The sequence below is a fragment of the uncultured Arcticibacterium sp. genome, assembly GCF_964021845.1.
Classification (GTDB): Bacteria; Bacteroidota; Bacteroidia; order Cytophagales; family Spirosomataceae; genus Arcticibacterium.
On sequence record NZ_CAXHZC010000001.1, the window covers coordinates 52,375 to 73,890 of the forward strand.

At 37.6% G+C, this 21,516-nt stretch carries 19 protein-coding genes; 9 read left to right on the plus strand and 10 right to left on the minus strand.

Translation table 11 applies throughout. The annotated features are described in order from the left end of the window. Positions 1 to 22 precede the first annotated feature (22 nt). The 3 genes from AADJ06_RS00225 (at position 23) to feoB (ending at position 4,075) form a co-directional block, all read left to right on the plus strand. Positions 23 to 1,663 carry an FAD-dependent oxidoreductase gene (locus tag AADJ06_RS00225; protein WP_341224370.1) on the plus strand — a complete coding sequence of 547 codons (1,641 nt, stop codon included), beginning with the start codon at positions 23 to 25 and terminating at the stop codon, positions 1,661 to 1,663. Between the two features lie 76 nt (positions 1,664 to 1,739). Then, positions 1,740 to 1,985, plus strand: coding sequence for a FeoA family protein (locus AADJ06_RS00230; RefSeq protein ID WP_341224371.1), 246 nt, complete (start codon positions 1,740 to 1,742; stop codon positions 1,983 to 1,985). After that, the gene (feoB, locus tag AADJ06_RS00235) at positions 1,982 to 4,075 is read left to right on the plus strand and encodes a ferrous iron transport protein B (protein WP_341224372.1); all 2,094 of its coding nucleotides are present in this window, start codon (positions 1,982 to 1,984) and stop codon (positions 4,073 to 4,075) included. The genes AADJ06_RS00230 and feoB overlap by 4 nt, the downstream gene beginning before the upstream one ends. A 15-nt stretch (positions 4,076 to 4,090) precedes the next feature. On the opposite strand, the gene AADJ06_RS00240 is transcribed toward feoB, so the two are convergent. The 4 genes from AADJ06_RS00240 to AADJ06_RS00255 form a co-directional block, all read right to left on the minus strand. Continuing rightward, a complete protein-coding gene (locus AADJ06_RS00240; RefSeq protein WP_341224373.1) occupies positions 4,091 to 4,954 on the minus strand; it encodes an ion transporter in 864 nt (287 codons plus the stop codon). A 94-nt stretch (positions 4,955 to 5,048) separates the two neighbouring features. Next, complete coding sequence (locus AADJ06_RS00245; protein ID WP_341224374.1) at positions 5,049 to 5,417, minus strand: DUF2200 domain-containing protein; 369 nt, start codon at positions 5,415 to 5,417, stop codon at positions 5,049 to 5,051. 33 nt (positions 5,418 to 5,450) lie between these two features. Beyond that, a complete protein-coding gene (locus AADJ06_RS00250; protein WP_341224375.1) occupies positions 5,451 to 6,392 on the minus strand; it encodes a hypothetical protein in 942 nt (313 codons plus the stop codon). Positions 6,393 to 6,696: 304 nt separating this feature from the next. After that, a complete protein-coding gene (locus AADJ06_RS00255) occupies positions 6,697 to 9,681 on the minus strand; it encodes a 3-coathanger stack domain-containing protein (protein WP_341224376.1) in 2,985 nt (994 codons plus the stop codon). Between the two features lie 190 nt (positions 9,682 to 9,871). On the opposite strand from AADJ06_RS00255, the gene AADJ06_RS00260 reads away from it, so the two are divergent. From AADJ06_RS00260 to AADJ06_RS00270, 3 genes are all read left to right on the plus strand, one after another. Continuing rightward, on the plus strand, positions 9,872 to 10,435 hold the full coding sequence (locus AADJ06_RS00260; protein ID WP_341224377.1) for a TetR/AcrR family transcriptional regulator: 564 nt from the start codon (positions 9,872 to 9,874) through the stop codon (positions 10,433 to 10,435). Between the two features lie 54 nt (positions 10,436 to 10,489). Continuing rightward, a complete protein-coding gene (locus AADJ06_RS00265) occupies positions 10,490 to 11,059 on the plus strand; it encodes a redoxin domain-containing protein (RefSeq protein WP_341224378.1) in 570 nt (189 codons plus the stop codon). 83 nt (positions 11,060 to 11,142) lie between these two features. After that, positions 11,143 to 11,868, plus strand: a complete 726-nt coding sequence (locus tag AADJ06_RS00270) for an SDR family oxidoreductase (protein ID WP_341224379.1) — start codon at positions 11,143 to 11,145, stop codon at positions 11,866 to 11,868. 57 nt (positions 11,869 to 11,925) lie between these two features. On the opposite strand, the gene AADJ06_RS00275 is transcribed toward AADJ06_RS00270, so the two are convergent. Together AADJ06_RS00275 and AADJ06_RS00280 are read right to left on the minus strand one after the other, a co-directional pair. Further along, the gene (locus AADJ06_RS00275) at positions 11,926 to 12,876 is read right to left on the minus strand and encodes an aldo/keto reductase (RefSeq protein ID WP_341224380.1); all 951 of its coding nucleotides are present in this window, start codon (positions 12,874 to 12,876) and stop codon (positions 11,926 to 11,928) included. 167 nt (positions 12,877 to 13,043) lie between these two features. Then, positions 13,044 to 14,177 carry a PatB family C-S lyase gene (locus AADJ06_RS00280; RefSeq protein WP_341224381.1) on the minus strand — a complete coding sequence of 378 codons (1,134 nt, stop codon included), beginning with the start codon at positions 14,175 to 14,177 and terminating at the stop codon, positions 13,044 to 13,046. 168 nt (positions 14,178 to 14,345) lie between these two features. On the opposite strand from AADJ06_RS00280, the gene AADJ06_RS00285 reads away from it, so the two are divergent. Further along, complete coding sequence (locus tag AADJ06_RS00285) at positions 14,346 to 15,635, plus strand: Gfo/Idh/MocA family oxidoreductase (protein WP_341224382.1); 1,290 nt, start codon at positions 14,346 to 14,348, stop codon at positions 15,633 to 15,635. 75 nt (positions 15,636 to 15,710) lie between these two features. Here AADJ06_RS00285 and AADJ06_RS00290 read toward each other — a convergent pair whose 3' ends face one another. Both AADJ06_RS00290 and AADJ06_RS00295 read right to left on the minus strand, forming a co-directional pair. Next, the gene (locus AADJ06_RS00290) at positions 15,711 to 16,235 is read right to left on the minus strand and encodes an NADPH-dependent FMN reductase (protein WP_341224383.1); all 525 of its coding nucleotides are present in this window, start codon (positions 16,233 to 16,235) and stop codon (positions 15,711 to 15,713) included. Positions 16,236 to 16,261: 26 nt separating this feature from the next. Next, complete coding sequence (locus tag AADJ06_RS00295) at positions 16,262 to 17,710, minus strand: Mur ligase family protein (protein ID WP_341224384.1); 1,449 nt, start codon at positions 17,708 to 17,710, stop codon at positions 16,262 to 16,264. Between the two features lie 154 nt (positions 17,711 to 17,864). Here AADJ06_RS00295 and AADJ06_RS00300 point away from each other — a divergent pair, with 154 nt between their 5' ends. Together AADJ06_RS00300 and AADJ06_RS00305 are read left to right on the plus strand one after the other, a co-directional pair. Continuing rightward, positions 17,865 to 19,304, plus strand: a complete 1,440-nt coding sequence (locus AADJ06_RS00300; RefSeq protein WP_341224385.1) for an arginine decarboxylase — start codon at positions 17,865 to 17,867, stop codon at positions 19,302 to 19,304. Positions 19,305 to 19,380: 76 nt separating this feature from the next. Continuing rightward, positions 19,381 to 19,509 carry a hypothetical protein gene (locus AADJ06_RS00305; RefSeq protein ID WP_341224386.1) on the plus strand — a complete coding sequence of 43 codons (129 nt, stop codon included), beginning with the start codon at positions 19,381 to 19,383 and terminating at the stop codon, positions 19,507 to 19,509. 48 nt (positions 19,510 to 19,557) lie between these two features. Here the strand turns inward: AADJ06_RS00305 and AADJ06_RS00310 are convergent, their stop codons facing one another. Continuing rightward, on the minus strand, positions 19,558 to 20,544 hold the full coding sequence (locus AADJ06_RS00310; protein ID WP_341224387.1) for a Gfo/Idh/MocA family oxidoreductase: 987 nt from the start codon (positions 20,542 to 20,544) through the stop codon (positions 19,558 to 19,560). Between the two features lie 59 nt (positions 20,545 to 20,603). Further along, positions 20,604 to 21,473: an AraC family transcriptional regulator gene (locus AADJ06_RS00315; protein ID WP_341224388.1), complete on the minus strand. Its 870-nt coding sequence runs from the start codon at positions 21,471 to 21,473 to the stop codon at positions 20,604 to 20,606. Between the last annotated feature and the right edge of the window lie 43 nt (positions 21,474 to 21,516).

Sequence of the window (21,516 nt, forward strand, 5' to 3'; positions counted from 1 at the left end):
AGCCTTCTTCAAAAAATAGGAAATGGATCGGAAACATCAGTTAGGAAAGTTAAGGACAGAGAAATTTGATATCTGTATTATAGGGGCAGGAGCAAGTGGTTCGGGTGCGGTTTTAGATGCAGTATTGAGGGGCTTTAAAGTAGCTTTAATTGATAAAAACGATTTCTGTGCTGAGACATCATCAAAGTCTACTAAGCTGATTCATGGCGGAGTAAGGTACTTAGAAAGAGCTTTTAAGCAACTAGATTTAGAACAGCTCAGGCAAGTACGTCATGGATTACATGAGCGTAAAACTTTATTGACTATTGCACCACATTTGGCAAAGCCTATTCCCTTAATTACTCCTGTATTTTCTTGGTTTGAAGGCATGTACTATAGCATTGGCCTTAAGTTATACGGAATGTTTGCTGCTGGTGACGGTTTGCCTTCAGCTAAATGGCTGAGTAAGGCAGATACACTAAAGAGGATGCCTGGGCTTACTGAGAAAATGCATAGTTCGGTGCTTTATTATGACGGTACTTTTAATGATGCCGGCTTTAGTTTAGCCATGGTGAGTTCTGCGGAGTTAAAAGGAGCCATAGTGGCTAATTATGTTTCTCTTAAAGATTTTGAAAAAAATGTTGAAGGGAAATTGACTAAAGCTTTGGTCAAAGACGAAATTAGTGGAGAAAATTTTGAGATAGATGCTAAGCTTTTTATAAACTGTACCGGGCCCTTTTCTGATGACGTAAGGCTCATGGCAGATAAGGATGAGGAATCTAGAATGCGGCCTTCAAAAGGTGTTCATTTTGTGTTTCCTTCTGAGTTTATGAAAGGTGAAGATGCCATGCTAATACCAGAAACTAAAGACGGTAGAGTGGTTTTTGTGAAACCTATCGGCAATAAAATAACGGTAGGAACTACGGATACAGCTTATTCTGACATGGCTAATGAGCCCATACTTGAAAGTGAAGAGGTAGACTATTTACTAGAAACTGTCAATCCGTTTTTAGAAAAGCCCTTAGAAAGAAAAGATATAACAAGTGGTTTTGGCGGCGTACGACCTTTGTTGGCTCCGAAGAGTAGTAAGCGAAAAGAGACAAAAGCTCTTTTAAGAGACCATGAAGTAGAATATTTGCCAGAGTCTGGACTGTTAAGCCTTTTAGGAGGAAAGTGGACCACCTACCGTGTCATGGCAAAAGACGTGATAGATTATGCTGGCGAACTGCTTAATAAGCAAGCCGAATGTGTCACGGCAAATCATAAACTAGTAGGAGCTCAAAACGCTGCTTTTTTAATGGATGTTTATAAAGTGAAAGCATCGAAATTATTATCAGAAGATACGGTGAATCACCTTTACGAAAACTACGGCGACCTTTCTCTAGAGGTACTTATGCTAGTAGAAAGAGAAGCTGGCTTGTCAGAAAAACTTCACCCAGATTATCCATTTATTTTGGCGGAAGCTGCTTTTGCGGTTAAAAGAGAAATGGCTACCAAACTGAGAGATTTCTTTGCAAGAAGAATTAGAATGGAGCTTTTAGACTGGGAGGCTACTAAAGCGTCTATAGATAAAGTAGCTCCAATTTTCCAACGGAACTTAGCTTGGTCTGAAGAAGAAATGACAGCGTATAAGAAGGAGTATGCCGACCTACTAGATAAATTTCAGAAGGTTTCTGGAATTTAAGGCATATTTCTAATGAGGGTAGAACCAAAATAATTAGTTTTGTGTTTTATTTAAACTGATTCTAAATAGTTTTCGATTGAGCAAAGCCACTAGTATATTATCTGAATTTTCACCGGGAGAATCTGTCTTAGTTGATGGTTTTAAAGACGAAGAATTGTCTTTAAAACTAATGGAAATGGGTTTTGTGCCAGGAACTGTAGTGAAGATTGACCGTGAGGCTCCTTTCGGTTGTCCAGTTTGCGTCACTATAGGTGGCGACTATCAAGTATCTCTTCGAAAATCTGAGGCCGCTACGGTTTTAGTAAAAAGCATTATTGTATGAAAGTAGCTCTGATTGGTAATCCAAACAGCGGTAAAACTTCTTTGTTTAATCAGTTAACTGGTCTTAGGCAGAAAGTAGGGAATTTCCCTGGCGTAACAGTTGATAAAAAAATAGGTATTGCAAAGTTAAATTCTGGTGAGAAAGTGGAGGTCATTGACTTTCCTGGAACATACAGTATTTACCCTACGTCTATAGATGAACAGGTAGTTTTAGATGTTCTTTCTAATCCCAAAAATCTTGATTATCCTGATTTAGCCATAGTGGTGGTAGATGCCTCAAACCTTAAAAGGAATATGCTTCTTTTTGAGCAGGTTTCTAATTTGGGCATACCCACGGTTTTAGCTCTTAATATGCTTGATACGGCATTGGATGCAGGTACAGCAGTAGATACCTTAAAACTAGAAGCTCATTTAAAAGTACCAGTAGTAGAGATTAATGCCAGAGAAGGAATAGGTGTAAATGGCCTAAAACTAAGGTTAGAGCAGGCTCTAGTGGAACGCAACGTTCATGAGAATGTGGAAATTGAGGAGAAAGATGCAGCAGCTATTTTAGCAGTAAAAGAAGCGTTTAATCTAGATAATAATTATTTAGCTAGTCAATATTTAGCACAAGGAGATAAATTTAGCTTTTTGGACGAAAGCGAAAAGGAGATAATTAAGGGAATAGCCCAATTACATGGTTTTAGTCCAAGTGCTTTTCAGGCGGCAGAAACGCTAGGTCATTTTCAAGATATAAGTGCCGCTCTAAAAGAAGTGGTACATGTAGGTACAGTAAGGGTAACTACCAGAACCAATAAAATGGATGCTATACTGCTCCATAAAGTTTGGGGTTATGTTATCTTTTTTGGAATCCTTTTCATGGTATTTAATGCCGTTTTTGCCCTTTCAGAATATCCCATGGACTGGATAGATGGTGGCATAGCAGATTTAAACAATTGGCTGAAGGCTGTTTTGCCAGACAGTAAGTTAACTTCATTATTGACAGATGGTGTAATTGCGGGAGTTGGTGGAGTTATTATGTTTATTCCTCAAATAGCCTTGCTTTTTGCGGGTATAGCCATTCTAGAAGAATCAGGTTATATGGCTAGGGTTGTGGTTTTGATGGATAAACTGATAAGACGTTTTGGGCTTAGTGGAAAATCGGTAGTGCCGCTTATGTCCGGCATTGGCTGTGCAGTACCAGCAGTTATGTCTGCCAGAACTATCGGTAGTTGGCAAGAAAGACTAGTAACCATTATGGTAACGCCATTAATGAGCTGTGCTGCTAGGCTACCTATTTATACCATTCTTATTGCTCTAGTAGTACCTAATACATCGCTGTTTGGTGTTTTTGGTTTACAGGGTCTTACGCTAATGGGGCTTTATCTTTTAGGATTTTTATCAGCTCTAATGGCTGGCTATGTCATGAAAAAAATCATGAAGTCTGAGAAGAGAAGCTTTTTTGTGATGGAGCTACCTACTTATAAAGCACCACGATGGGGGCAGGTTTTTTATACCATTTATGAGAAAGTTAAGACTTTCGTTTTTGAGGCGGGGAAGGTAATTCTTGCTATCTCCATCGTTTTATGGGTATTGGCTTCTTATGGGCCAGGCGATAAAATAGAGCAAGCTCCAGAAATAGTGGCTGCCGCAAATCCTGCTTTAGAAGGAACGGACTTAGAAAATGCTGTTTCAAGTTTTCAATTAGAAAATTCTTACGCTGGTTATTTTGGGAAAGCCATAGAGCCAGCTATCAAACCTTTAGGTTATGACTGGAAAATAGGAATAGCCTTAATCACGTCTTTTGCAGCCAGAGAGGTCTTTGTGGGTACCATGTCTACCATTTATAGTATAGGCGGAGACAGTGCCGACGATAATACCATTAAAGCCAGACTAAGAAGAGAAGTGAATCCTGAAACAGGCGAGGCTGTTTTTAACACCGCCACGTCATTCTCTTTGTTGATATTCTACGTTTTTGCTATGATGTGTATGAGTACCATAGCGGTGGTGTACCGAGAAACTAAAGGCTGGAAATGGCCAATGATTCAGTTAGGTTACATGAGCGTACTGGCCTATGTTTCTGCTTTTATTGTTTATCAGATTTTAAAGTAGGGGGTAACCTAGTTTTTAGGATTTTGGCTTATGCTTATGCTTATGCCTTTCAGCTAAATAGAAATCATGCTCGCAAATGGGGCAATGTACTTTTTCGTTGCCTCGTCGTTTGCCACGAATTTGCTCCGCAAAACCACTTGCCAAGATACCCGTAGGTAGGGCGAAAATAGACACTCCCAAAATTGCCATTAGCCCTCCCAAAACTTTCCCCAAAGGCGTTATTGGATGCATGTCGCCATAGCCTACTGTGGTCATGGCATTAACACCCCACCAAAGTGAAGCGGGAATAGAAGAAAAGGCTTCAGGTTGAGCCTCTTGCTCTATATAAAAAGCAAGGCTTGAGGAAATTAAGAGTAGAAATATGATGAAGGAAACACTAAGCAGAAGTTCCTCTTTTTTATCTCTTAATACATTTTGAATAACACGCAAGGCATGAAAGTACCTGCTAACCCTGAAGAGTCGGAAGATGCGAAGGAGGCGAAGTATCTTAACAAAGCCCAGGTCTGTTCTGAAAAACGAAAAGTAGAATGGGAAAATAGCTAGAAAGTCAATGATTCCCCAAGGAGAAAAAATGAACTTAATTCTACCCCAAAATGGATGTTTGTACTCAGTTTTTTCTACACTGGACCAAACTCTCAAGATGTACTCAATAGAGAAAATGGAGACGGAGAATAACTCAAAATCTAAGAAGAACATACGGAATTGATTTCCAATACTTGGGACCGTATTTAGGATAATAGCGACAGTATTAAGGAATATTAGAACCGAAAGGGCAATATTTACAATAAAGCTCAACCCACGCTTTCGCTGGAACTTAATCTCTAAAATTTCATGAATGTGTTTTCTTATTGTCAAAAATACTTGCTTTGCTTGGTGCAATAATAAGCGTTTTGTTAACTATTTAATATGACGATAGTTAGCTTTTCCTATTTTGAGAAGTTTTGATGTCTAAATATGTTTGTCGAAAAAGAATCTAGGCCTTACGGAGAATCTTTTCCATTTTTCGTCCTTTGGCGAGTTCATCTACCAGTTTGTCTAAAAATCTAACTTGCTGTGTCAAAGGAGTTTCTATTTCTTCAATTCTATAGCCACATATCACTCCTTTAATGAGCGGAGCATTTGGGTTTAGTTTAGCCTTTTCAAAAAACGTTTTGAAGGTTACCTTTTCGGCGATAAGATCTATTATTTTCGATTCATCAAAACCGGTTAACCACTCAATTACTTCATGTAACTCTCCTATAGTTCTGCCTTTCTTCTCTACTTTGGTTACATAGTGCGGGTAAACAGAGGAAAAGGTCATGGTCGCCATTCTTTCGTCATGTTCGGGTGTTGTATTAGGCATAATTTTTTTTAACGAATTTAAAGAATCATAAGTTTAGAATTTATTTACGAGAATCTTTTTTGAAGAAGTCTTTTCTGTTCCCCAAATATGTAGGTTGCCAGCTTGGTCAATTTGTAAACCAGCCGCTGCTCCAAATTCAAGTCCTTTTGAAGTCTTAAATCTTTTAGTAGATATCTTAAGCATTATAGGGTCGAAGGCATCTAACCTACTTACAAGAATTAAATCTGCCTGATTGTTTCGACCACCGCCATGAAACCCAATGGCATAAATAGCATTATCATCTTTAAGTAGGTTTATGGATTGATAGCCTGCCCAGTCGTCGGGTGCAGTAAATGAATGTAGAAGTTCTTGTTTTTGGCTTATCAAATTAACCCTGTAAAAATCCCAAATACGGCTATCCCAATTACTGACTACCACAAAGGAGTTTGATGAATTTAAAGCCATTATGCCTGTAGCTCCAGCGGTTTTCTCTTCTGGTTCGCCTTCTCTTTCAATGGTAAATCTTGGTAGCGGATTGGTCCGAGTATCGCTTTGGTGATTGTAAAAATTAACCTTTGAGGAGGTTTTGATAATATTATCTTCTATACCTATGGCTAAGTAGTCTTTACTGACCTGAAAACCACCTGCGTGCCTAAATGGGTCGCCCATGAGGTAAATTAGTTTTTCAGTTTTTTGCGAAGCCAAATCTGCCTGCAAAATGTAAGCGAGTTTAGACGAACTACCAGATATTAAAAGTTTCTCACTTCCATTTAGCTCAATGACCTGTACACCTTGAAAATGCCCATTCTTAACAGGAACGTCAATGTCGTTGTCCAAAACAAAAACTTCAGGCATAATATTTAGGTGAGCAAAGGCATCTGGAACGTTCTTTATTTGTTGTGCAAAGCTTGAAATTAGTTTTGATAACAAAAAAATGAATAGACAAAGGAATTTAAATATGGGTGCTGGTTTTGTGAATTTCAATATTTTGGGCATTAGCTAAGATTCTTTCTTTAAATCTAATTGATTTTTGAGAGGTTTGGAAATTATAAAAGATTGACCTTTGTAGCTAACAGCCGGGTAAAAATTTTAATTTGCCTTTGATAGATAAGTAGGGTCTTATATCATATTCAATGTGAAGGCTTGTTTAAGCCAGAGGTTTGATGGCATCACATCTGAACTACAAGCTTCGTTGAGTACAAAATTATAACTCGGGTTTAGCTATTTTTTCAGCGATTCTTCGTTCATTTCAATTGCTGTTAACTCATCTTCTTTTACTTGAGTAGATTCAACCACAATTCTAATCTGTTATACACCCATTTAGCTTTGTTTTGAATATTGCTCCCAAGTCTGTTTCAAAACCAGGATTCAATTCTATTGAATTCCCCGCGTCAAAAATAGCGACTCTATTCATGCTAATTTTACTAGTGGCTGTGATTGAATTTTGGGCGAGGTGTGCTCCATTTCGAATGTCAACAGTTTTTAAGTTTTTTGCTATTTCACAAAAGCTTTTGACATAGTAGTTGAAGCCATTCACTCCGTTGTTGGCAGTAAAATAGACTTTATCGTTATTGAAAAAGAACTGAGATATGTAAGAACGTAAATTGCTAATACCTGTTTGTCTAATGTCCATAGTTTGAAAAGTGCCATCATTCGTGCCATCCGTTTGCCAGAGATCTAAATCTTCCTGGCTGCTTAAAGAGGCTGGGAAATAGATTATGGAATCATTAATTACTATATTAAAATCATTAACAATTAATCCTGAATAGAAAACTGAAGTTCCATGTGATGTTCCATCAGTTTTCCAAAGCTTTGAATTATTAATATTTGTTGCTCTTGAAAAAATGTAATAATAGCCTTGGAGTGGCTCATCAAATATAAAATCTCCGGTGTATCCAGTTTGGTCAGATAAATCAATCAACATTTCAGTTTTTTCTGATGTACCATTTGTTTTCCAAAGAGCATAGCCTGTTACACCATCATTCGCAAGAAAAATAACGGTACTATCATTTATTTTTCTAATATCTCGTGGTATAGAGCCAGCATACTCGTTTGGATTGATGTCTTTTATCATAAATGTCCCTATTTGTGTACCATCACTAATCCACAATTCTTTTCCGGAATTTTGTTCTTCCGCAGAAAAAAATAGTTTGTCTCCTAAAGCAGCATGTTCTTCAGCATGTATTCCACTTCGAACTAAGTGGGTACCCGCTTCTGTTCCATCACTTTGCCACAAGCCTATAAGAGAGTTTTGATAGCTAGTGAAAAATAATTTACCGTTTGCATCGAAAAGGTCTAGAATAATAGTATTAAGCTTTTTTATTTCTCTAGGAGGTTCTGACCCATTATAACTCCAAAGTGTAGCTCCGTCATTCCAAAATAAGGTTTCATTTGAAATGCAAAATTTCCTTATATCAGTAAAGGTTTTCGAAGGACTAATATTTTTAAAAGGAACAATTCCATTACTTTTCCAAGTACCATATCTGTTTAGTAAAAAAATTTGATCCTTATAGGTTATTAAATCACTAATTTCACTATTAGCAGAATGAAAGCTAAACACGTCATTAATCTTTTCTGCAGGGTATGAGTTGGTGTCGAAAAACAGATTGGTACTTTCTTCATTTCCGTTTGTTTTCCATAATGCATTTCCATGCTCATTATCTGGAAAGGTAAAAAAGAACCCTTCTGAGTTACCTGTGGATAATATTGGAAAGAAGATAGACGGTGAACCAAATTCTTCTTTTACCAGATCGCCAAGAAAGCTAACTTGAGTTCCATCTGAAACGAAGAGTTCGTAACCAAATTCATCGTGGTAGGCCACAAAAAACATTTTATTGGAAGTTCCATAAAACGGATACGCATTTGAAAATGGAGCGTTTGACGGTAAATCATTTATGCTAGTCAGTTTGCCTATATTAGAATTATAATAATAAAGTTTACAGTTGTCCAAAGTATCGCCGGCTACAAAATATGGTCCTAAACCAGAATCTGTAATGTATCTATAAATCCCATCTTTACTTCCTTCTCCAAAATCTTTTACTATTTCAGTGCCAAGAGTAGTTCCGTCAGATTTCCAGAGTTCATTCCCGTGTATGCCGTCGTCTGCTATAAAAAGTATTGTATCTTGACTAGCGTAAATTGATATTTCGTTAAGTTGATTAACAAAAGCACTGCCAGTTTTATTTAAATCTACTACTAAATTGGTTCCAATCTTTGTCCCGTCAGTTTTCCATAACTCCTGACCATGAACTCCATCATTGGCCGTGAAAAAAAGTTGGTTGTTTGTTTTGATAAAATTGGAAGGTGAAGCGTTTTCTCCTGGTCTAATATACACTCTATCTGTAGTTCCTGTACTTTCTTGATATATCCAAATATCACCAGAAGCATTGATTATCAGATTGTCATTTAAAATTGCTAGGTCTTTAAAGTATGATGACTTTGAACCATAGCTAATATCCTTAATCAGAACTGTACCTTCCTGTGTTCCATCAGTTTTCCATAATTCCCTCCCTAAATCAGAAATAGCTGAAAAAAAGAGGTTCGATGATGAGCCAATTAAGTTTTCTGGGGAAGAGCTGCTTTGTCCTGAGTAGATATCTGAAACCAGTATAGTTCCAGTGGCAGTTCCGTCAGTTACCCATAACTCCGTACCATTAGCACTTTGGGCTGAGAAGTAAGTTTTACCCTGCCAATTAGTGAAATTGGCAGGGTAGGAGTTTGCAATTCCTGGATTAATGTCTTTTAGTAAGATAGTACCTGTCTCACTTCCATCCGTAACAAAAAGTTCTTTTCCACTGTTTTCAGTTTGGGCTACGAAGTATGCCTTATTTCCTGAAATATGAAAAGCTCTGAGGGTGTTGTTTTTTAGAAAAAGCGAGATTGAGTTTGCCCTTCCTGGTATAAGGTCGATAATTCTGTGCGTTCCATCAGGGCTACCATTCGATATCCAGGGTTCATTGCCATAATCGTATTCGTTTCCAATAAATATTATATTATCTCCAAAATTTTCCGCGTACTGAAGAAGGAAAGAGAAATTACTGCTGCGTTGAGGAAGATTCTTGCCTTTAACTAGGTTTGTGCTTTCTAGTGTTCCATTGGAAGTATAAAGGCCGCCTTGGGATAAATACGGTAAATTTTGTGTGTTAAAAAGAATGCTTCCATTCAACTCTATTGGTTGGCCAGGGTAAGAGCTTGAATTACTTGTAACAATATCTTTTAAAATAGTCTGACCAAAAAGCGAAATAAAGAAATTACAAAATAGAAGACTTAGCCCAACGACTTTCATAGTGGTGAAATTAGAGACTTAGATTATAAATCATACAAGTATAGCTAAAATTAAACTTTTATTCAATTCGCTTTTTAGACCATAATTAAAGGTTAATACTAATTTCAATTAGGAGCTATTCTTTCAATAAAGATATTTTTTTTACAATTACTTTTTTATTTCAAAGCACTTGCTTAGTTTTGTGTCATCAATGGGAAGACAAAAGGCATATTGTGAGGAGGAGGTGATAGAAAAAGCCATGGCGGTTTTCTGGAAAAATGGCTATGAAGCTACTTCTGTGCGTATGTTAGAGAAGGAAATGGGGATAAACCAGTTTTCTATTTATTCCAGTTTTGGCAATAAGCAAGGGGTCTTTTTAGAGAGTGTGAAGTGTTATAAGAAGAAGTTGAGTTGTATTACTGATAAACTAAAAGCTTCTCAAAACGGTATTGCTGGTATCAAAGAATACTTCTATGACTTCCAAGATTTTTCTGAAGCCAGCCATTTGAAAAAGGGCTGTATGGTGGCGAAGACCCTGGGCGAAACTTGCGACAAAACGGATTCAATTATCACGGAGGAATTGATGAAGTTTTCTAATAGTCTGAAGGAGCTTTTTAAAGTGAATTTGGCACAAGAACCAGGAAGAAGTGAAGCTGACATTGAGAAACAAGCCAACTATCTAATGATTTGTCTTCAAGGTTTGTCACAGGCATCAAGAATTTATACACAGGAGCAGCTGGAAGATTTTATTGAAACAACGTTTAAGAACTTATAGATTTTTTTTGAACCAAAACTAAGCAATTGCTTAGTAAATGTAAATAATGAAAAAATGAATGTAGCTAGACTTAAAGTGGGGGATAAAGCTCCCAATTTTACCACTAAAGATATTAGGAATCATAAAGTGACACCATTTCAGGCTAATAAATGGACTTTTATTTCTTTTCATCGTTTTGCGGCTTGCCCTTTTTGTGTTTTAAGAACTAATGAACTCATTCGTCGCTATGATGAGTTTGGCGAGAATGATATTGACATCATCAGTATTTGGCCATCAAGTGCAGAAAAAATGCTTAAAGTGGGTGAGCATGTTAGCACTCCTTTTCCATTGGTATCTGATGAAAAGAAAGTTCTCTTTGAAAAATTTGGGGTAACAGAATCTTCTAAGAGTTCAATGTTAAAGTTGTTTCTTCATCCAAAGCTTGTTTGGGAGGCCAATAAACTTTCTAAAACCTTAAAAGACGAAGAACCAGAATTAGACCATGCTTTACTTCCAGCAGAGTTTTTGGTTAATCCAAAAGGTGAAATAGTGTTCGCTCATTATGCCGAGCATTATGGAGACCATGTTTCTGTGGATAAATTATTGTCATTCAGAAAAGAAGTGCCCACTCTTGAATATGCCTAAAAGCGGGTCTAATTAAGAATTATACATATTTTTTATAACAAATCTAAGCGGTTGCTTAGTAAAATTTAATAACAAACATAATTATGAGCATTTCAATTAGCAATAAGGTAGCATTAGTAACCGGGGCAAATCGAGGAATAGGTAAAGCAATCACGGAATCTTTCCTTAATCATGGAGCCAGAAAAGTTTATTTGGCAGTACGTGATATTAATTCCACTAAGGCTTTAGAAGAAAAGTATGGCAACAAAGTGGTAACACTTCAGGCTGATTTGACTAATCAGGCTTCCATCAATGCATTAGCTGAAGCCGCAAAGGACGTTGAGATTGTGGTAAATAATGCGGGAATAGCAAAAATAGCCTCACCATTAAGCGAAGATGCAGAGGACACTTTAAAGCAAGAATTGGACGTAAATATTTTCGGTTTACTCCGTGTAGCGAATGCATTCGCTGGAACTTTAGAAAGCCACAAGGGAGCACTGGTACAGTTAAACTCTGTGGCTTCTATTAAAAACTTCCCAGATTTGTCGACCTATTCTGCTTCTAAAGCAGCAGCATATTCTTTAACACAAGGTTTGAAAGTGAAGTTGGGAGAGAGAGGTGTTAGTGTGTTGAGCGTTCATCCAGGGCCTATAGCCACAGATATGGGAGCAGCTGCTGGTTTTACTGAAGCGGCAGATGCTTCGGTGGTTTCTGAGGGTATAGTAAATTCACTTCAAGCAGGAGATTTTCATTTATTCCCAGACGAAGTAGCAAAGCAGTTTGAAGGTGTGTACCAGTCGTATTCTGATAACATGATTACAGCTGAATAATTGACATAAAAAAAGCGGCAATTTCTGAGAGTTGCCGCTTTCTTAGTAAAAACAATCCTAGCCCCAAAGGCTATCAAAAGTGTAATCAGAGCCCTCAATGCACCAGAAATCCCCTTTTATGAATCTAAAGTCTTGGTTTAAATCGTTTAAGGCTTTCATTTGAGTATTTGAAAGTTCTATATCGGCAGCTGCTAAATTTTCAGCCAAACGAGATTCATTTACAGATTTTGGTATAACTGTGGTTCCTCTAACCACCGCCCATGCCAGCATTACTTGTGCAGTTGAACAGTCTTTTTCTTTAGCAATCTCTTTTATAACCTCATTTTCAAAAAGCTTAGGTTCATCTGCCGATTTTCTCACCGCAGGTCTATCTGCCGAACCCAAAGGAGCATAAGCTGTTAATATTATATTTTTCTCATCACAATAGCTCTTTAGCTCGTTTTGTTGCAAGAAAAGGTGCATTTCAACCTGGTTTACCTCAGGAGTAACACCGGTTTTTTCAATAATCCCATCCATTTTACTTGGACTAAAATTAGAAACACCTATGTGTTTTGCTAAGCCAGCTTCCTTCATGGCTATCATGCCTTTCCATGTTTCTTCCAGTGGTGTAACCGAAAGGCTCACCATGTCAGCAGCAGTTTCAGGATACATGCTAGTATCTTTCAAAACCACGGGCCAGTGAATAAGGTAAAGGTCTAGGTAGTCTAACTGAAGATTCGCCAAGGTAAGCTTTAATGCAGGTTCTATTTGCTCTGTTCTGTGCGAGTTGTTCCAAAGTTTAGAAGTTATCCAAAGGTCTTCTCTTTTGGCTTCACCCGCTTTAAAAGAATCTGCGAAAGCTTCGCCAATTTCTTTTTCATTACCATAAACATGGGCACAGTCAAAGTGGGTATAACCCAAAGTGATGGCGGTTCTAACAGCCTTGTAAACATCTCCAGGAGCGGCTTTCCATGTTCCTAAGCCCAGAACGGGCATTTTGTCTTTATTTGATAGTTCTAAGTATTTCATGTTTTGTTTTATTGGCCATTAGCATTGGGCTTTTAGCTATCAGCTATTTTAGAAAATGTTTAATGGCTATTCGCTTTGAGCCCGTAGCCATTTGTATAGTATATTAAAAAAAGAACAAATATGAATGAGCAGGCCAGTATCGTAAAGTTAGCACCTAATATCAAAAATTAAGAAAATGCCTTTTTCAATCGCTCCACAGCTACTTCTAAATTTGCTCGCTGTGTTCCAAAATTTACTCTAAAATAACCTTTTCCTTTAAACTGATGTCCTCCAGAAACACCAAGACCGTGTTTGACAAGATAATCCTCCACATTTGGTATGTCTTCTCTGTCGCATTTTACCCATGCTAGGTAAGTAGCTTCTAATGGAGTCATAGTTAGTGAAGGAATTTTATTGATTTCTTCTAGCAGGTAATCGTGATTGCCTTTCAAATACGCAACTAATTCTTTTCGCCAAGGTTCGCCATGCTTATAAGCCGCTAGCATGGTTTGAGCCATGAAATAATTATTATGTGGCATAATTCCGAAGGCTGCATCTTGGAATTTCTTCCTTATTTGTGGGTTCGGGATAATGGCCATTGACCCTCCTAAACCAGCAATGTTAAAAGTCTTAGAAGGAGCTAATAGTGTTACACTATTTTGCTCTGTACGGCTATCCAGTGATGCTACAGATATATGTTTTGCATTGGAGTCTAATATCAAATCGCAGTGGATTTCATCAGATACAAGTACCAAATCATGTTTCTCGCAGAATTGCGTTAATGCTGTCAATTCAGCTTTGTCAAAGGCTCTCCCGTTAGGATTATGAGGATTGCAAAGCATGTACATTTTAGTATTCTCATTGACCTGCTTTTCCATTTCTTGGAAATCCATTTCCCATCTTTCATTTTGCCAAACAAAAGGAATTTCAGCGGTTTTTAAACCTATGGTTTTTCCTGCCAAACTTAAGTGATAGTAAACAGGAGTGGAGGTCATTATTTCTGCAGCAGCATCATTAAAAATACGGGCAGAAGCATGAAGACCAGGTACTAATCCTGGCAATAGCACTATCCAATCTTTTTCTACTTTCCAGTTATGACGGGTGGCCAAACGCCCCATGATAACTTCATAAAGTTCGTCTGAACCCATGGCATAACCATATATCTTATGGTCTACTATTTTCTGAAGGGCTTCTGTAATTTCCGCAGGACTTTCAAAGTCCATGTCGGCTACCCAAAGGGGCAAAACATCATCAGGGAATTTATCCCATTTGATACTTCCTGAGTTTTTTCTGTTGGTTGGTTTATCGAAATTGAATGGCATCGAAGGCGATTTTGGTTATAATTTAAATGATAATTTCTCACGAAAAGTTCGCCGAAAAGAGGTATTCTCAGGAATAGCCAAAACGATGAATCAATTCCTGTTTTGGTCTATTTTATGCTATGATTTAGTTGAAATAGCTTTAATTTTAAGCAACAAATTTCAACCATCATGAATCGAAATACATTTCTAAAAACCTCTGCCTTGGCATCTGCCGGAATACTTTCAAGGCCTTTTATCACTTATGCAAATGCATCAAAGTACCGTGTGGCACTAATAGGCTGCGGCTGGTGGGGTACTAATATTTTGAGAGAAGCCGTAGCTAGCGGTGTTGTAGAAGTGGTGGGACTTTGTGATGTACATGAAGCTCAAGTTACTACCTGTGAAAAAGAATTGAACACTTGGTGTACAGATAAGCCAAAGAAGTTTAAAGACTTTAGGGATTGTATCAAAAATGCAAAACCAGACATTGTTATCAATGCTACGCCAGACCATTGGCATGCTTTAATTGCTATTCATGCTCTAAATAATGGCTGCCATGTTTTTCTTGAAAAACCTATAGGGCATACCGTAAAAGAAGGTACCGCCATTCAAAAAGCCGCCAGAGCCAATAATAGAATATGTATAGTTGATTTCCATAGAAGGTATTCTCCGCATAATGTGAGCGGAATGGAGTTTTTGAAATCAGGGAAAGTGGGTCGAATTCAGGAAGTACGTGCTTTTGTGAATTATGCTGGCGGTGGAGGTAAGCAAAAACCTAGTGAACCTAAACCAGCGGATATGGACTGGGATATGTACTGTGGTCCAGCTAAATTAATAGACTACCATTCTAGTATTCACCCAAAAGCGTGGCGACGCCAAAGAGAGTTTGCTAATGGAACACTTGGCGACTGGGCACCACACTGGTTTGACCAAATTCTTTGGTGGACAGAAGAGAAGGCTCCAAAGAAAATATTCTCTACAAGTACGAAAAAGATACATGACAACATTCAAACGGTGCCAGAAAATCAATTGGTAACTTATGAGTTTGAGGACTTTATTTGTTTCTGGGAACACAGTATCAATAACAAACGCCCAGTACAACAAGGTGAAAATGTAGGAGCGTATTTCCATGGAACGGAGGGTACATTCCACATGGGTTGGCATGGTGGCTGGACGTTTTACCCACATAATAAAAACGCAAGTCAATTGCACGAAGAGCCGCAACTAGACTTACCAGACGGTCAAAATATCAAATTAGTGTGGGCCGATTTCTTAAACTCTATCAAAACGGGAGCATTACCTCATGCAGACATAGAACATGGCAGACAAGCCACCAATATGTCATTGTTAGGTATGCTGTCAAATAATTTAGGCAGAAGCATCATCTGGGACCATGAGAAGGATATGATAAAAGATGACCCTGAAGCTAACAAGCTTCTAAGCAGAGATTATAGAGGGGAGTGGGTTTATCCGAGTTAGAATTAGCAATAAGTGTTTGGACACGGGGAAATTAAAATCCGTGTCCAATCCCAGCCTGTCGGCTGGCGGTCTTGTTTATCCGTGTTCTATTTGAAGTAAAAAAGCGTCCATAAAAACATCTAACTCCTTTTGAAGTTCTCCGCTCATTGCAGGATTAACCTTCCCCTTAATTCCGGAAATTACCAACTGCGTTTCTGCACTAAGTTTGCACTGAATAGTGCTTAAAACCAAAACTAATTGTTCCATCGCTTTTTGACCAGAAGCCGCCCCTACAATTATCCCAACAGATTTATTGGTGAACACTCCAGTAGAAACACACCATTCCAATGCATTTTTAAGTACCGCTGGCATGCTGAAAACATATTCCGGCGTTGAGATTAAAATGGCGTCAGCAGATGCAATCGCTTTTCTAAAATTCATGATAGACTCAGGTAGTTCACCTTTGTCAAGCGTAGGATTAAAATGTGGCAAGCTATCTAAGCTTTGAGACAAAATTATGTTCGCCTCATTTGTGAATTCCTCTTTTAAATAACTCAATAGCTTATTATTGCTAGAGTTGGGTATCAAGCTTCCAGAAATAGCAAGGATATTAGGTTTCATTGAAGAATCATTTATGGCTCGATAATCTACCCCTTCTTCTTAAAAATCCCTTTCCAAGACTTCTTTTTAGGGGCACTCGCTCGTTCTTCTTTTTTAACTGGCAATTTCAGAATAGCTTCACTTAGCGTAGGTATATCTGTGCCGCCAAAAGTGCCTGACGACATCAATAATAGGTTTGACTGGTACCAGTTTATTCCTTTAAGGTAGGCGTCTAGCTCTTCTTTTGTGGTGAAAATTTTTAAGTCTTCTCTGCCAAAAGCTGCTTTGATTTCTTCTGGCGAAATGGATGGCATCTTTTTCATTTCCACCGTATGCGGGCTATAAAAAACCACTGCTTGGTCGGCTGCGTTTAACTTTTCGGCGTAATGCGGTAAGAAGTCTTTATTTAAGCTGCTATAAGTATGTAACTCATAGCAAGCCACTAATTGCCTTTCTGGGTATAGTTCTTTACCTGCAGCCGTGGTAGCACCCACTTTAGAAGGAGCATGAGCAAAGTCTCTATAAATAACCGTATTTTTATTTTCACCTAGCTTTTCTAATCTCTTTGCAGCTCCGCTGAAAGTTTGAATCGCCTCATAAAACATCTCCTCGGTAATGGCTATTTTTTCCAAAATCTCCTTAGCTCCCTGAAGATTTTTCATGTTATGCTCTCCAAATATTTTCAGAGGAACATTACCATTTTTAGTCTTTAAAGAAGTTTTACCATCTTTTACTTCATAAGGGTGAGCAGTATATGGAATTTGATTTACATCTTCTCTTACTTGCTTGCCTATTATGTTGGCTATATCATCTGTTTCGTCCCAAAGTAGCGTGCTTGCTTTAGGCATGCCATCGGCTAATTGTTCAAAAGCCTTTACATAATCCTCAAAAACAGGGAAGACATTAAAATGGTCCCAAGCAATTCCGGAAATTAGCGTAATATGCGGGTGATAGAAAAGGAACTTTGATTTCATCTCTAAGGCAGATGATAAGTATTCGTCAGCTTCAAGAATTATAACAGGAGCGTCATCAGTAAGCTTAACCATAAGGTCAAAACCTTCAATCTGAGCACCTACTAAGTAGTCAAAATTCCTATTATAATATTTCAATACATGTAGTATTATGCTAGTAATAGATGTTTTTCCATGACTTCCAGCTATGGCAATGCGTTGTTTGTTTTTTGTCTGTTCAAAAACATATTCTGGAAAAGAATATACTTTCAAGCCTAATTCTTCCGCCATCTTTAGTTCTGGATTATCTTTTCTGGCGTGCATCCCTAAAATCACCGCATCCAAGTCTTTTGTGATATTGTCTGTGTTCCAACCTATCTTTTCTGGAAGAATGCCAGCCTTTTCTAACCTTGATTTTGCGGGGTCGTAAATTTCATCATCTGAGCCAGTTACGTTGTAACCTTTCTGAAGTAATGCTAAAGCGAGGTTATGCATGATAGCTCCGCCAACAGCTATGAAGTGGATGTTTTTTATCGTTTTTGACATTGAAAAGAGTTTGGCTCTGTTATTAACAAATTATGATTTTGCTATGGAATTAAATTGCAATTTGTGAATTTTATATCACATTTGCACAAGGTTTTGCGGGTCCAGCCCTTTCTGGAATTAAAATTTTACAATACTGTAGGTCGAATAGCTTAGAATGAAAAGATACATTGATTTAATTCAGCAGACTTTTGAATTTCCAACAAGAGAGTTTGGGGTTGATGTGGATAATACCCTTCTTTTTAATAATGTACCCTTGATGGATATCATTGAGAAATACGGTACACCGCTAAAACTGACCTACTTACCTAAGATTTCGGAACATATTGAAAATGCTAGGCTTATTTTCAAAAATGCTATGAAAAAGTACAATTACTCTGGGTCATATACCTACTGTTATTGTACCAAATCCAGTCATTTCAAGTTTGTTCTTGAGGAAGCTTTAAAAAACAATATTCACTTAGAGACATCCTCTGCTTTTGATATGCCTATTATTCAGGCATTAGAAAAAGAAGGTAAAATTTCAAAAAACAATTACATTATATGTAATGGACACAAAAGACCGCAGTATTTAGAGTACATCTCTGAAATGCTTAATGATGGTTACAAAAACCTGATACCGGTTTTAGATAATTTAGATGAGATAGACCATTATTTAGAACATGCGGATAAAGCAAAAGAGGTTCAAATAGGGATAAGAATAGCAACGGACGAAGAGCCAAATTTTGCTTTTTATACGTCACGTTTGGGTATCCGTTATAAAGATGTGGACGAACTTTATTTAGAGAAAATAAAGCCAGACCCTCGCTTTAAGCTTAAAATGCTTCACTTTTTTATAAATTCAGGCATAAAAGATACTGCTTATTATTGGTCTGAACTTACTCGCTTTATGTTTAAATACTGCGAGATGAAAAAGATTTGCCCTGAGTTAGATAGCATTGATATTGGAGGAGGCTTACCTATACAGACTTCCGTGGTGTTTAATTATGATTATCAATCTATGATTGACGAAATTATAGAAAATATTCAGTGGATTTGTAATAAAAATGATGTGCCTGTTCCAAATATCTTCACCGAATTTGGTAGCTATACAGTAGGGGAGAGTGGGGCCACTATTTATAAGGTAATTGACATCAAACAGCAAAACGACCGTGAGTTTTGGTACATGATTGATGGCTCTTTCATTACGCAACTGCCTGATTCTTGGGGTATTGGGCAGAAATACATCATGTTGCCAGTTAATAATTGGGATGCACCATATACCAAGGTGAATTTAGGTGGTTTGACCTGTGATTCGGCAGATTATTATAACACGGAAGCACATTCAGAAGACCTTTATATGCCAATGTTTAATGAGGATAATGAAGAACAGTATATTGGCTTTTTCCATACTGGTGCGTACCAAGAATCACTTGGAGGTTATGGCGGTATTCAGCACTGTTTAATACCCTCTACTAAACACGTTTTGGTGAATTTGGACGAAGAGGGAAACCTGACAACAGAGCTTTTTGCTGAAGAGCAAGACTCAGAGTCTATGATGAAAATATTAGGCTATAGAACCGAAAGAGGCAAGGCTGAAAAGCTTGAGAAATCATAAATTGCCTCGCAAATTCAAATATCTAAGCAAGTGGTTCGTTTTTTGTAAGAATGCTTAGAAAAGACTTAAAAACAAGATGAAATTAAGATTATTTGCTTTTTTAATAATAGGAACATACATATTCTCTTCATGCGTTAAAAAGCAATGCCCGGCTTATGGCCAGGCAGAGCAGCCTGCCGCTGAAGTGGAGGTAGTTAATGTATAGGAATCAATAATTTCCATTATTGACTCCTATTTGGCGTTTCTGTTTTTTTCAATCTATTCTTTTACTGATTTGCTCTAGTGCCCAGTTTGTTCTAGCAGCAGATGTTCCGGTAGAAACACTTTCTCCTTTATTATTTAATTGGTTAACTATGCCTTGTATTAGTGGCTGCTGAATATGCTCGGGCATTTCAAAATTGAAGCTTTGTTTGGCTTTGCCGTCAATAAATAAATCAACGTTTGTTCCTTCAAAGAAAGGAAACGCTATACGTCCCTTAGAGCCATAAATGGTTGTCATTTCTAGTTCTGAGTTTTCAGAAGTTGCAAAACACCAACTTCCCATTCCCATAGCTCCGCTTTCAAAGGAAAAGGTGCCTAATGTGGTATCTTCTGCTTGGTATATTCCTCCAAAGTTTTTCGCTATTCCGGAAGCCTTAGTAATAGGGCCAAGAAGAAAATCTAGATAATCTAATTGGTGTGAAGCTAAATCGTAAAAATATCCCGCACCAGCTATTTCAGGGTTTGTACGCCAATTCTCATGATTGTCAGATTGACCAACAATATCTGGCTCTAATGATTTATGAACTTTCACATCCACAAAACGAATAGTACCAATACTACCTGAATCTACAAGTTCTTTGATTTTTAAGAAGTTTGGTAAAGCTCTTCTGTAATAAGCTACAAAAAGAGGCACGCCTGCCTTTTTACAAGTTTCTATCATGCTTAGGCACTCTGCATGATTTCTGGCCATTGGTTTTTCTACGTAAACGGGTTTTCCTGCAGCTGCAGCCATGGCGGCATAAGGTGCGTGACCATTTGGTGGAGTGGCTACATATATAGCATTGATTTCAGGGTCATTTATAAGTTTTTCGGCATCATCGTACCATTTAGGTACGCCATGTCTTTCGGCAAAGTCTTTTGCCTTGGCTCCTGTACGTCGCATAACTGCTACTAGTTCCGAGCCCTCAGCTTTTTGAAAAGCTGGTCCACTTTTCTTTTCACATACATCACCTACTCCTATAATGCCCCACTTTATCATTTTGTATCTTTTTAAGGTTGATTTTTTCGCAAGTTAATATTTAGAAAATAGTCACAAATCTATTTGCCAACTAATTCTCTTTTAAACTGGCTTGGCGTCTTACTTGTTACTTCTTTAAACTTTTTATTGAAGTTTGATAAGGTATTAAATCCACTTTCGTAGCATACTTCTGCCACACTATGTTTTTCGTTTTCTAGCATTTTACATGCATTTCCTATTCTAATTTCGGAGATAAAATCGGAGAAAGTTTTGTTAGAGCGTTTTTTAAAATACCTGCAAAACGCAGGAACGGTCATGTTTGCAAGATTTGCCACATCTTCTAGCTTTATGGCTTGTTTAAAATGTTTCATGGCATAATCATACACATTATGCATCCTTTCGGTTTCAGATTGTTTGTGAGTGTTGGTATAACCTAAACTCGCTATAAATGCAGTGTCAGAACTTTTTGATAAAGTATTAAGTAAAGACAGCAAAGTTAAAATGGCATCAAAGCCATCGGTTTGTGAAAGGCGTATTAGTTCCTCTTTTATTTTCAATCTAGATTTTCCGGTAAATTCAATTCCCCTGTAACTATCTTGAAGTAACTTATTCATTTTGATAGATTCTGGCAGGCTGCTCAGCGTGTTGTCTAAAAATTCCTGAGTGAAATAAACAACTATTCCCCTGGTTGATAATTCAGAGTTTGGTTCAAAATAGCTCTTGTTATTTCTCCAAAGGTGTGGTAAGTCAGGCCCCAAAAGCACGGTATCTCCTTTTTCAAAGTGCTGTATACTGTCGCCAATTAGCCGAGTTCCTTCACCTTCTAAAACTGTAAATAGTTGGTAATGAGGGTGGAAGTGCCAGTTTGGGTCAAAAAAAGGTTCCCTTAAATCTAAAACGGTAATGGAACTTAAAGGGCTATCAATATTTTTTTCTAATGGTGTTCTCAATCTACTGATTCTTTTATTTTGTCATTAAGTTAACCTATTTTGT